At 31.1% G+C, this 12,840-nt stretch carries 10 protein-coding genes; 3 read left to right on the top strand and 7 right to left on the bottom strand.

The features are described from left to right. Positions 1-26 precede the first annotated feature (26 nt). Complete coding sequence (locus tag AAEO59_RS02290) at positions 27-1,280, top strand: nucleotidyltransferase family protein (RefSeq protein WP_341699132.1); 1,254 nt, start codon at positions 27-29, stop codon at positions 1,278-1,280. Between the two features lie 31 nt (positions 1,281-1,311). Here AAEO59_RS02290 and AAEO59_RS02285 read toward each other — a convergent pair whose 3' ends face one another. The 5 genes from AAEO59_RS02285 to AAEO59_RS02265 form a co-directional block, all read right to left on the bottom strand. Further along, the gene (locus AAEO59_RS02285) at positions 1,312-1,884 is read right to left on the bottom strand and encodes an OmpH family outer membrane protein (protein WP_407934914.1); all 573 of its coding nucleotides are present in this window, start codon (positions 1,882-1,884) and stop codon (positions 1,312-1,314) included. 293 nt (positions 1,885-2,177) lie between these two features. Then, positions 2,178-3,026: a class I SAM-dependent methyltransferase gene (locus AAEO59_RS02280; protein WP_341699130.1), complete on the bottom strand. Its 849-nt coding sequence runs from the start codon at positions 3,024-3,026 to the stop codon at positions 2,178-2,180. Positions 3,027-3,213: 187 nt separating this feature from the next. Then, positions 3,214-5,085, bottom strand: coding sequence for a tRNA uridine-5-carboxymethylaminomethyl(34) synthesis enzyme MnmG (gene mnmG / locus AAEO59_RS02275; RefSeq protein WP_341699129.1), 1,872 nt, complete (start codon positions 5,083-5,085; stop codon positions 3,214-3,216). A gap of 119 nt (positions 5,086-5,204) precedes the next feature. Continuing rightward, the gene (gene ybeY / locus AAEO59_RS02270; protein ID WP_341699128.1) at positions 5,205-5,624 is read right to left on the bottom strand and encodes an rRNA maturation RNase YbeY; all 420 of its coding nucleotides are present in this window, start codon (positions 5,622-5,624) and stop codon (positions 5,205-5,207) included. Then, positions 5,621-8,896: a hypothetical protein gene (locus AAEO59_RS02265; protein WP_341699127.1), complete on the bottom strand. Its 3,276-nt coding sequence runs from the start codon at positions 8,894-8,896 to the stop codon at positions 5,621-5,623. Before AAEO59_RS02265 ends, ybeY begins: the two co-directional genes overlap by 4 nt. 195 nt (positions 8,897-9,091) lie before the next feature. Between AAEO59_RS02265 and gltX the strand changes: the two genes are divergently transcribed. Beyond that, positions 9,092-10,597, top strand: coding sequence for a glutamate--tRNA ligase (gene gltX, locus AAEO59_RS02260; RefSeq protein ID WP_341699126.1), 1,506 nt, complete (start codon positions 9,092-9,094; stop codon positions 10,595-10,597). 34 nt (positions 10,598-10,631) lie between these two features. Here gltX and AAEO59_RS02255 read toward each other — a convergent pair whose 3' ends face one another. After that, positions 10,632-11,273, bottom strand: coding sequence for a PorT family protein (locus AAEO59_RS02255; RefSeq protein WP_341699125.1), 642 nt, complete (start codon positions 11,271-11,273; stop codon positions 10,632-10,634). A 76-nt stretch (positions 11,274-11,349) separates the two neighbouring features. Here AAEO59_RS02255 and AAEO59_RS02250 point away from each other — a divergent pair, with 76 nt between their 5' ends. After that, a complete protein-coding gene (locus AAEO59_RS02250) occupies positions 11,350-12,333 on the top strand; it encodes an SPFH domain-containing protein (RefSeq protein ID WP_341699124.1) in 984 nt (327 codons plus the stop codon). A 57-nt stretch (positions 12,334-12,390) separates the two neighbouring features. On the opposite strand, the gene AAEO59_RS02245 is transcribed toward AAEO59_RS02250, so the two are convergent. Further along, the coding region (locus tag AAEO59_RS02245) for a transposase (RefSeq protein WP_341699123.1) at positions 12,391-12,840 on the bottom strand (450 nt) is incomplete at its 5' end.

The raw sequence follows: 12,840 nt of genomic DNA, 5'->3' as shown, positions 1-12,840 counted from the left end.
TTAAACTTTCGATAAGAACTAAATAAATGATTCCTATTTCAGAAATACAAAAAAATTACGGAAATTCTATGGCTGTACTTATACAATGCTGTAGAATACACTTTAAAACGGCTGAAATAGGCGATTTAAACAGCTTTATTAAGGAAAACAATATAGAATGGTCAGATGTATTTAAAACATGTCGTAAACATCATATTTCCACACTTATTTATAAAATACTTCTTAAAGCTAATTTAAACAATCCAACTGTTCAACAAAAAATAAGTAATTTATCAAACATATTTACTCTCCAAAGTTTTGAACAAGCAAAAGAAACAGAACGATTAATATACCTATTCAAAGAAAATAACATTACATTAATTCCTTACAAAGGAACCGCATTTTCAAAACAATTTTTCGGTAACATCTCTATGAGACAATCAAGCGATATTGATTTTATTATAGATAGTGATGCCATACCTATGGCAATTAAAATTATGGAAAATGAAGGTTTTATTCCTTATCAAAAAGAATATTACAAATGGATAGGTCACAATAACTTTATCAAAAAACATAAAGATTTTAGTTTTGACAAATATGTTGGAAATGATAGATTATTTCATATTGAACTGCATTTCAATATTATAAATAAAACTACACATTTAGCAACTTTAAAAAATAATTTTGATTTATCAGAAAAAACTGAATTAAAATTATTCCTAAAAGAAATTGATTGTTTGAATCCTGTTTCACATTTTAAAGCAGTTGCTCTTCATCATATGTTAATGGATCATATGGGATATTTAAAAACAGTTATTGATATAACACAAATGCTAATTCAAATAAGTGACTTAGTAGCATCCAATAAAATCAATATAGACGAAAAGGATATTATAAATCAACTAAATAAGAATTATAAATTAGATTTAATTCATGATTTAATGTATACGCTTTTTGGTGTTTCTGTCAAAAATAATAAGCTACAATTAATTAAAAATCCTTTGACAAAAAGGATATTGAATAGTTCTTATCGGAAGGTAAGAGAAAATAAAAATCCTTTATTTGACACACTAAATTTTAACTACAACCAACTTAAAAACACGGTTATTTTTTACAAAAAAAGAAAAGACAAAATAGCATATATCCTAAAGAGTATAATCAGTATTAGCCATCCTCAACCAGAAGATTATATGACAGTACAATTGAATAAAAATATATATTTTTTATATTACTTTATTCGCCCTTTCAGACTATTATTTTTTCCTGGAGATCCAAATAAAAAATGCCTCAATCTAAAATAGACTAAGGCATTTCTTTTATAAATCTTAATAATTACTTCTTCTCTTCATCCTTCTTTTCGGATTTTTCAGAAGCTTTATACTTGTCGTTCAAAGCTTTAATTATTTCTTTAGTGATATCATATTTATCCTCAGCATAAAGAACTGATGCAGCATCACCAGTACCATAGATGTAAGCATAGCCGTTTTTCTTTCCGTAATCTTTGATGAATTTTTTTACTCCCGAAACTAAAGAATCCATTTCTTTACCACTTTCTTGTTGCAATTGTTGCGCTAAAGCTTGTTGCGCATAACCTAATTGTTGTTCTCTTTTTTGCAATTCAGCACCTCTTTTTTGAGCCCATTCTTGGCCATTAGCCTGAGCTTGGCTCTGGAAATTAGCAGCATCTTGCTTAAAACGGTTAATCTCTGCTTCTAATTGTCTTCCTTTTTCTTCAGATTGTGCTTTATATTTTGCTTCTAAATCTTTTGCTTCTATATATTCTTTCATTAATTCCGAAGTATCTACGTAAGCCGTCTTCATCTCTTTAACTTCCGGTGCAGTTTTATCATTACAAGCAACAACTGAAAATGAAATTGCAACAAATAGCAATAATTTTTTACTCATATTTTTAATAGCCTCTTTTTGGTGATTTTGAATTTCTAATTTCATTTTGATTTAATTGTAATTGAATAATGTGTTAATAGCAAAAATATAAAAAAATAGATAGTATCCTAGAAAACACCTTAAAAATGGCAAAACTTTACGTTATTAGATTTCGTTATAAACAAAACAAAAACTATAATTTAAAGCTATAAAAAACGACTTCTATAAATCAAAAATAAGACAAAAACAAAAAACAACCAATAAACGACACCATTAACACTCAAAAATACGCTTAAAAAGCCTTAAAATAGATTTTAGTTGTTTTTTAAGACATAAATTAACGAAGAATACTCTGAATTTTGCTTTGCTTTCCAATTTGACTGTAATCCGACAAAAAAGGCTTTTATAAAATTCATTTTTCCGTTTTTATACTTTTCCGAAAGTAAGCTCACATAAAAAGAATCAAATTTCATGGGAAGTACTTTTTCTAATTTTATATTTTCTTTTTGGAAAAGCATTTGAATTGCTTTTTTAGAAAAATGCCAAAAATGTATAGGCACATCAAAAGCAGCCCAATAGGTTCCGTAATAATTTGCATCAAAAGATTTAAAATTGGGAACAGCAACGATTAAAGTTCCAGTAGATTTTAATAAACGTTTTAATTCTTTAATCTGAAAATCCAAATCAGGAACATGTTCTAAAACATGCCACATCGTAATTACATCAAAACTTTGACTTTCTAATTCGCTCGTACTTTCAACAAATGAAATTCCTTTATTAATTGCTATTCCTTTGGCTCTTTCACTGGGTTCAATTCCAGTAGCTTGCCAACCGTCATTTTTAGCCACATTTAAAAAATCTCCGGTTCCTGCTCCAATATCCAGAATTCTCCCTTTTTGTAATTGTTGCGAATTAATTAGATTCAGTTTATTTTTAAGTGCAATACCTTTTACAAAGTGATAGGCTTTTTCAAACAAGGATCTTTTATTATCGGTGTGTGAGATATAATCTTCACTTTCGTAATACTTCCCTAAATTTTCTAAATTGGGTTGCGGATGTGTAATTAACATATCCAAATCTTCATCATAATACAAATCAAAAGTTTCTTTAGAAACAGAATGGTCTTTAACAGTAAGAAAATGTTTTTTGTTTGAAATATCCATCTTATAGTATTCAGTGGTCAGTTTTTAGTGATCAGTCTTTTTATTCTGAAAACAGAATTTATTAGTATTCACAAGGCTTTTGGGCGTAGTTTCACGTGGAACATATAAAATTAGAGGTTAGAAGTTAGAAATCTAAAGTCAATTATAAAAGACCTCCGACTTATAACTTCTAACCTCTAACTTCAAATTATCTTCCCATATAAATCAATAATACCGAAATATCGCTTGGAGAAACTCCGCTTATTCTTGAAGCCTGAGAAATCGTTACGGGACGAATTTTATTTAATTTTTGTTTCGCTTCAATTGACATCGATTTAATTTTATTATAATCAAAATCTTCCGGGATTTTTACATCTTCTAATCTGGATAGCTTATCTGCATTATTTCTTTCCTTTTCAATATAGCCTGAATACTTAACCTGAATTTCGGCCTGTTCTAAAATTTCCTGATCCAAATTATTTTCATCAACATAATTTTGAACTTTCTCAAACTTCATCATATCCTCTAAATCAATTTGTGGACGCGAGAAAATTTTAAACATTTTATCACCTTGAGATATTGGAGCTGATTCTTTTGCTTCCAAAATTGGATTGGTCTCCCCTATTGTAACAGAAGTTTCTCTGAAGAAAGCAACCATTTTTTCAGACTCATTCAATTTACGTTCCATTCTTCGCAAACGGGCTTCTGAAGCTAGACCAATTTCGTGTGACATTGGAGTCAATCTAAAATCGGCATTATCCTGACGCAATAACGTTCTGTATTCAGCACGGGAAGTAAACATTCTGTATGGTTCTTCAGTTCCCTTTGTGATCAAGTCATCAATTAGAACCCCAATATAAGCTTCGTCTCTTTTTAAAATCAACGGCTCTTTTTCATGCACTTTTAAATGCGCATTAATACCGGCCATCAATCCTTGAGAAGCGGCTTCTTCATAACCTGTAGTTCCGTTAATTTGTCCGGCAAAATATAAATTATCAACCAACTTCGTTTCTAAAGTATGCTTTAATTGTGTTGGCGGAAAATAATCGTATTCGATAGCGTAACCAGGTCTGAAGAATTTGACGTTTTCAAAACCGGCAACAGTACGCAACGCTTTGAACTGAATATCCTCAGGAAGCGAAGTTGAAAATCCGTTTACATAAACTTCACAGGTATGCCATCCTTCCGGTTCAACAAATAATTGATGACGTTCTTTATCAGCAAAACGATTAATTTTATCTTCAATAGAAGGACAATATCTTGGACCTAAACTTTTAATTCGACCGTTGAACATTGGCGAACGATCAAAACCCGACCTCAAGATATCATGAACTTCTAACGAAGTATACGTCATGTGACAAGATCTTTGATGCGTCAACGGAGTAGTCAAATCAGAATATGAAAATTTATCCGGTTTAGCATCTCCTTTTTCTTCATTCATTTTAGAATAATCCAACGAACGACCATCTACACGTGGAGGCGTTCCCGTTTTCATTCTGCCCGCTTCAAAACCCGCTTTAACTAAATCTTCCGTAATTCCTGTTGCGGCACTCTCGCCTGCTCTACCACCTCCAAATTGTTTTTCTCCAATATGAATCAATCCATTCAGGAAAGTTCCATTGGTCAAGACAACCGATTTGGATCGAATTTCAATTCCCAAAGAAGTTCGAATTCCGTTTACTTTTCCATTTTCAATTATCAAACCTTTTACCATTTCCTGATAAAAATCAAGATTTGGAGTTCCTTCTAACATCATTCTCCATTCTTCAGCAAAACGCATACGGTCACTTTGAACACGCGGAGACCACATTGCAGGCCCCTTTGATTTATTCAGCATCTTGAATTGAATTGCTGTTCTATCAGAAACAATTCCTGAATAACCTCCCAGTGCATCAATCTCACGAACAATTTGACCTTTTGCAATTCCACCCATCGCAGGATTACAAGACATCTGGGCAATGTTCTGCAAACTCATAGTAACCAACAAAGTTTTGGAACCCAAATTTGCAGTAGCGGCAGCAGCTTCACAACCTGCATGTCCAGCACCCACAACAATTACATCATACTCTTCTAGAAACATTTTTTCTTTGGTTTTAGTTTTTGCTTTAAAATATTTTCAAAAACAAAATCTATATTTTTTATATTCATGTTCCACGTGGAACACTACATTATTTTATTTTAAAAAAATTTGAAATTTATTTACTGTTCCACGTGGAACATAGCAATTTTTTCATCTTCTTTCGAACGCATTAAGCGTTCATCATCTTCTCCTTTATCTTTGTAGCCGCAGTAATGCAACACACCATGAACCAATACACGCTTTAATTCTTCTTCAAAAGGAATATTAAAATCATTTGCGTTATCCTGAACTCGTTCTACAGAAACAAAAATATCTCCGTTTAATTCGTTACCAACGGTATAATCAAAACTAATAATATCAGTTAAAGTATCATGATTTAGATATTCCATATTGATTTTATGTAAATATTCATCATCGCAAAAGATATAATTAATCTCCCCTTCTTTCTTGTTTTCTGAAATAATTACAGCAGACAACCAATTAGCAACGGCTTCTTCATTATCTAAAGTAAAATCACATTCGTAATTAAAATCTATCATTTTGTTTTAAAATATTCTTGAACCTTGCGGTTAAAATTGGAGCGCAAAGGTAATGATTGTCTGTTTAATATCTCTATGCTCTGTAAATATTCTAACAAAGAATTAGGTAAAGCTCGCGATTGATTAAGAAAATCTTTATTATTAGTTTCAGACTGTCTTTTATTTTCTTCTCCTTGTTGTTGAACGGCATTATTTAATTTTAATAATTCCTGTTTTATATTCATCACTTTTTGAAGCGTTTCATTTTTAAAACCTTTGTTCAATAACTGCTTTTCTAATTGTTTCATTTGCTCTAAAGCACTATGTCCAGTGTTTACTAAACCTTGTTTTTTTAATTCACTGTCTAAAGCTTCACGGAGTTCTTTTTGATGTTTATAAATTTCCATGATAGCTTTGGCATCTCCTTCTCCTCCATCACCATCTTCACCTTTTCCAGAATTTTCTTTTCCTTCATTCCCTTCTCCTGGTTTGATTCCTTTCTTAATTTTATCACCTAAACTTTGTTGTTTAGAAATGATATCCGGCAATTGCATTCCAACGCCCTGTCCCGGTTTAGGTTTTCCCTGACCCATAGAAGACAAAGACATTTGCATACTATTGAGTAATTCACTTAAAAAATCTCCCAACTTGTTTGCAGAAGCAACAGCATATTGCTGATGTGATACCCCTTTAGGAATTTCAGAATCGGATAATTTATCAATAGCTTTATCGATATTGTATTGTACATTTCCAACTTCTTTAGTAATATCTTCCGTGAATTTAGGATTACGTAAAGACATTGCAAACAAACTATCATCAACATGTTTAAATTGAATACGTAAATCCTGTTGCAATTTTATATTTTTATTAAAAGCAGGTGAACTAGAATTTATAGATTTAAAACTCTTCATTACCGATTCCTGAGACAAAGAAAAAGCTAATAAATTATCTAAAATCTGGCGAAGCATTTTAACATCTTCTTCCATCTGTTCCATCTCTGCCCCGTCCATTCCTTGTTCCATTTTCTTGGCCATAGACTTCATTTTCTTAGCAGCAGATTTTTGATTAGGTTTAGCTTTTGAAGTGTTATTTTTTTGCAATTCTTCAGAAGCTTTCTTTAAATCCTCATCAATACTATTTTCAGTTTTGTCATCATTAGGAATGTCTAAAGGTGATTTTAATTGTTCATTATCTTTATCCAATTCATTCAAATCTTCCTGAATTTTATCAAAATCTTTATTTATCTCCTGTTGCTTAGCATTTGTATTTTCTTTTTCATTCTCCGAAAGTTTGTCTTGTTTATCGGATAATTTATCTAATTTATCAGCAATTTGTTCAGCCTTTTTCTGAACATAATACTTCATAGTCAACTCGACTAATTGCTGTAAATTTTTAACTTGGTTTTTACTCTTTTGCTTAAACTGATCTAATTTTTCAAGTAAATCCTCATTCTTCATTTTATCATTTAGAGATTTTAATTCCTCTAAAAGCTTTATATTTTTTTCTAATTCTTCGTTGTTATTTTCAATTCGTTTTTCTAATTCTTTCTTGAATTCATCCTTAAAAAGCGGTTTAGATTCCTCTAAATTATTTTTCATTTTATCCATGAAATTACGCATCATTTCGTCCTGCTTCTTTTGCTGTTGAATAAAATCATTTACTTTCTGTTGGTCATTGAATTCGAAATTTTCTTTTTCTTTTCCAAATTTTTGAATCTTATCCAATTGTGAAAATTGTTTATCCTGACTTTTTAATGATTTTTGCAAACCCTGAATATTATCATTCTGTTGTTTCAAAATTAAATACTGTTTCTCCTGAGCGGTTACAATTCGATTAGAAAAAACTGCCGATTTAGAACTTTTAAAATGATGTAAAATATCATTATCAAAAACTTCAAAATAATAATCATAAGTTACACCTTCCACAACCGAAAGATTAGCCGGAAAAGAAAAAACAAACTGATCAAAGACTCCTTGCTTAACAGCAATTGTTCCACGTTTGGCAGTTGCCGGTTTATTGGATTCATAATAGACTACCTGCAATTTAGACAAACCATAATCATCCCCTATTTTACCTAAAAGATAATTAGCAGCCAACTTTAAACTATCTGGAGCCTGGTTAACTGTAATCGTTGGGTACTGATCTTTGATAACGGTAAGCTGATAATTCAGTTTTTCGAAATTAGAAACAGCATTATTTGAAGTAATTAATTGATAATAAGCATTTTCTGTAACTTTTTTGGATAAAACAAAGCTATTATCTGATTTAGAAAAAGGAAAAACGGAATTTGCATTGGAAAACACCACTTTTTGAGTTGCCTGAGTACTCATTTTCCAGGTTACCAAAGTACCTTCGGGAATAATTGCATTTCCTGTGCCTTTGATAATTTCTGCTTTCCGTTTCAAATGCGAAGGAAAATTCAATTGCATTTCGAAATTTAAAATAGAAGGAACAGCAACAACTTTTAATTCGTAATCTTCCGAAGAAACGGAATTTCCTTTGATATAAAAAGAAATATTCTGATTTGGTTTTTCAATTTTAAACTCAAATTCTCCAGGATTAGTATTTTCCATAAAATAACTTTCATCATTAATGAAAATCATTGCATTTTCAGGAATCACTTTACCAACAGTTTTTACTTTTACAATAAAATCTTTGTTTTGTTCCGTTTGTAAACTCGAATTCAAAAGTACAAACTCAAAAGGAGCCGGAGGTAAAAAAGAAACATTAAAATGCACTACCCTATTTAAACTTTGAGTTAGCATCGAATTATTCCCTGAAAGATAAAACGAAGCAAAAAGCAAAATTGGAATTAAAGCAAGTGGAAGATATTTTTTATTCGAATTAAAATTAATAGCATTTGAAAAAGGAATGGGTTGCAAAGCATTCGCTTTTTGTTCAATAGAAGCCAAAAGTAATTCGGACATATCAGTAGTATTATCAAGATTTGAAAGCTGAATAAAGTTCAGTAATTTATCTTTTACATCCGAAAAATGGTTACCAATTATAGCCGAAGCATCATTATAATCAATTCCTTTTTGAAATTTAAAAAGTTTAAAAATGGGAAACAGAATAAAACGAAAAAACAAAAAAAACTCTACTCCTACAAAAGTCCAAAACAAAATGGTTCTTCCCGTTGGTTTCAACCAAAGAAAGTATTCAATAAAAAGCGTAAAAAGAAAATACAGCAAACCCAGACCAATAAAGAGAACAACGCCTCTTATTAGTTCGTTTAAATAATACTTTCTAATAAAAGCTTCTAATTTTTGAAATATGAAATTGGAACTATTCAAAGTTTTTTACTTTTTAATAACCCATAAAAGTAGTAATTATAACAACAAAAATTTCAATTTGTAAAATTCCAAATTCCAAAATTTAATTTTCGCATTAGAAATTAATAGGTAATGATAGGCTGTTAACGAAAAACTTCTAACTTCTGACTTTTAACTTCTGACTTCTAATTATCTTTGTGGCAAAATTTATAAAAGATGTCAAACCCAATTCGTGTGCGTTTTGCACCAAGTCCAACGGGACCTTTGCATATTGGCGGAGTTCGTACTGCCTTATTTAATTATTTGTTTGCCAAAAAAAATGGTGGAACTTTCTTTTTAAGAATTGAAGATACTGACCAAAATCGTTTTGTTCCGGGTGCAGAACAATACATTATGGAAGCTTTGGAATGGTTAGGAATTGCTCCTGATGAAACTATTGGAAAGAATGAAAAATTTGGTCCTTACCGTCAAAGCGAAAGAAAGCATTTATATAAACAATATGCCGACCAATTGATTAATTCAGGTTGGGCTTATTACGCATTTGATACTCCTGAAGCATTAGACGCTTACAGAAAATCGGAAGAAGAACAAGGAAAAACTTTTATTTACAATCATACTAACAGAGAAAAACTGGATACTTCTTTAGTTATTTCCGCAGCAGAAACAGCTCAAAGAATTGCTAATGGCGAACATTATGTTATTCGTTTTAAAACTCCTGTTAACGAAATTTTACATTTAAAAGATATTATTCGTTGTCATGTAAAGTTTGAAACTAATCTTTTAGACGATAAAGTTTTATTTAAAAGTGACGGTATGCCAACCTATCATTTGGCTAATATTGTTGATGATCATCTAATGCAAACCACGCATGTTATTCGTGGAGAAGAATGGTTGCCATCAATGCCTTTGCACGTTTTATTATACCATGCTTTTGGCTGGGCAGCTCCTGAATTTGCTCATTTACCTTTGATTTTAAAACCGGTTGGAAACGGAAAATTATCAAAACGTGATGGCGATAAATTAGGTTTCCCGGTATTTCCTTTAGAATGGAAAACGGAAGAAGGCATCTCATCAGGATACAGAGAAAAAGGTTTTTTCCCGGAAGCAGTTGTGAACTTCTTAGCTTTATTAGGATGGAATGACGGAACCGATAAAGAATTATTTTCTCTAGAAGAATTGGTTGAATCTTTTGATTTGAACAGAGTTCATAAGGCTGGAGCCAAATTTGATCCTGAAAAAAATAAATGGTTCAACCACCAATATTTAGTTCAGGCAAATGATGAAAAATTAGCAGAAGATTTTGCGGTTATTTTAAGAGAAAAAGGCTTCACTCCTACTCTTGAATTAACAACAAAAATTGTTTCCTTGATTAAAGAACGAGCTAATTTTGTTTCTGAATTCTGGGATTTAAGCGATTTCTTTTTTGTAGCTCCATTAGCTTATGATGAAAAAGCAAAGAAAAACTGGAAAGAGGAAACTCCCGCTTTAATGCAGGAATTAATTTCAGTATTGGAAGAAATAACCGATTTTACTTCTGTTAATATTGAAAGCATTGTAAAAGATTGGCTAACTAAAAACGAAATTGGAATGGGTAAAGTAATGCAACCATTTAGACTAAGTTTAGTTGGTGCTTTGAAAGGTCCTCACCTGTTTGATATTGCAGAAATCATTGGAAAACAAGAAACCATTTCAAGACTTCAAAAAGCAATTGAAACCATATAAAACTAAAAGTCCCGATTAATTGTCGGGACTTTTTTTATAAATAAATAATAACATTTCCGTTTAAAATTCCGGGATTTCCTCTAAACTGATAACCCAAATTTTTAGAATTCAAATTACCCAACATATTTGAAATTCCGTATTGATAGGAAACATTGAATCTAAAATGCTTCACACCTGCTGTAATTCCTACCGTAGGATAAAAATTAAATTTACCAATATCGGTGATATCTTTTGCTCTTAAAGTTGTTCCTGAAATAATATTATCTTGCTTATCACTATCAATTTTATACTTTCCATTTACCTGAACTAAAGGACCAAATTCAAAAGTTAGATGATTTTCAATGATAACATAACTCAATTGCAAAGATATTTGAGCAGAAGGTAATTTGTAATTGACATCTTCTTTACCAAAAACCAATTGGTCAGTAGCTACCGAAAAGTTATTTTCAGAAAACTGAATAGCATACACCATATCCCAATTGTTATAAAAATTACCACGCATAGAAAGACCAGCATTCCAACCATTACCTGCTTTTGTATCAAAGTTAGTAGTGTTTAAAGTAAACTGATTTACTCCTCCAAAAATGCCAATACGGTTAGAATCACGATAATGATATTGAGAATAACTATATTTTGAAACTAAAAATAAACCAAATAATAACAATAACTTTTTCATAAGAATACTTTTAACAAGCACAAACCTAAAGTTTTTTTGTAATTTAACAGCTAATATTTTAACTAAATTATTTGTTATGAGTGTACCATTTCTTTTTCTGCTATTTATTGCGCTATTTATTTTCCTTTCCTCCTTCTTCACCGTGAAACAACAGACAGCTGTTATTATTGAGCGTTTTGGAAAATATCAAAGTATACGACATTCCGGTTTGCAATTAAAAATTCCTTTAATTGATCGAATTGCAGGTCGTGTCAATCTTAAAATCCAACAATTGGATGTCATAATTGAAACCAAAACAAAAGATAACGTATTTGTAAAACTAAAAGTTTCTGTGCAATTCATGGTGGTTAAAGAAACTGTTTATGATGCTTTTTACAAATTAGAATATCCGCATGATCAAATTACTTCTTATGTGTTTGATGTAGTTCGTGCCGAAGTACCTAAGTTAAAGTTAGATGATGTATTTGAACGAAAAGATGATATTGCTATTGCCGTAAAAAGAGAATTAAATGAAGCTATGACTACTTATGGTTACACTATTATCAATACATTAGTTACTGATATTGATCCAGACATTCAGGTAAAAAATGCTATGAACCGTATCAATGCTGCCGACAGAGAAAAAACTGTGGCTGAATATGAAGCGGAAGCATCCAGAATTAGAATTGTTGCTAAAGCCAAAGCTGAAGCTGAAAGTAAAAGATTGCAGGGACAGGGTATTGCTGACCAAAGACGTGAAATTGCTCGTGGATTAGTAGAAAGTGTAGATGTTTTAAATGGTGTAGGTATCAATTCACAAGAAGCCTCTGCCCTAATTGTGGTAACACAACATTATGATACCTTACAGGCAATAGGATCTGATACTAATTCGAATTTGATTTTGTTACCTAATTCTCCACAAGCCGGAAGTGATATGTTAAACAACATGGTAGCTAGTTTTACAGCCAGCAATTTAGTTGGTGAATCAATGAAAAAAGATTTAAAAACAATTACAAAAACCAATAAAAAGAAATCACAGGAACCTGAAAAACCTGATAGCGATTCTGAAGAAACAGTATAACAACAAAAAAGAGGCTTAATCGCCTAGTCATGGTCGGAAGAAATTCTGGCCATTTTTTTATGTTTTAAATACTTTATCAGGATTTCCACCTGCGAATATTATCAAAATCGCTGTAATCATATCTCTAAGTTCCATTGCGATTCTTCTTTTAGCAGTTTTGTAGCCTAAATTATTTGCTTTTTTATAAATTAAAAGTAGCATAGCGGCTATCATTGTCATATACACCATAACCAGGATACCGTTTTTATTGAGAGAAACCAAATGACTGAGGTTTAGTTCTTGTTTTAGGAATCTAAAAAACACTTCTATATCCCATCTTTTACGATAATAATCTGCAATTTCTTTGGCAGTAAGTTCGAATTCATTAGTTAGAAACCAAAATTTTTTGTTTGTTTTTTCATTTTTTATGACCACTAAACGAAATTCTGTTTCTACTTTTTCTTGTCTAAAATGTAGGTTACCTCTTTTGTTTTCAATAGGTTTTCCGGTGTAAAGTTTTACTTTAGA

The sequence above is a fragment of the Flavobacterium flavipallidum genome, from assembly GCF_038289905.1.
In the GTDB taxonomy this organism is placed as follows: domain Bacteria; phylum Bacteroidota; class Bacteroidia; order Flavobacteriales; family Flavobacteriaceae; genus Flavobacterium; species Flavobacterium flavipallidum.
This window is presented reverse-complemented; position numbering and strand designations above follow the sequence as displayed.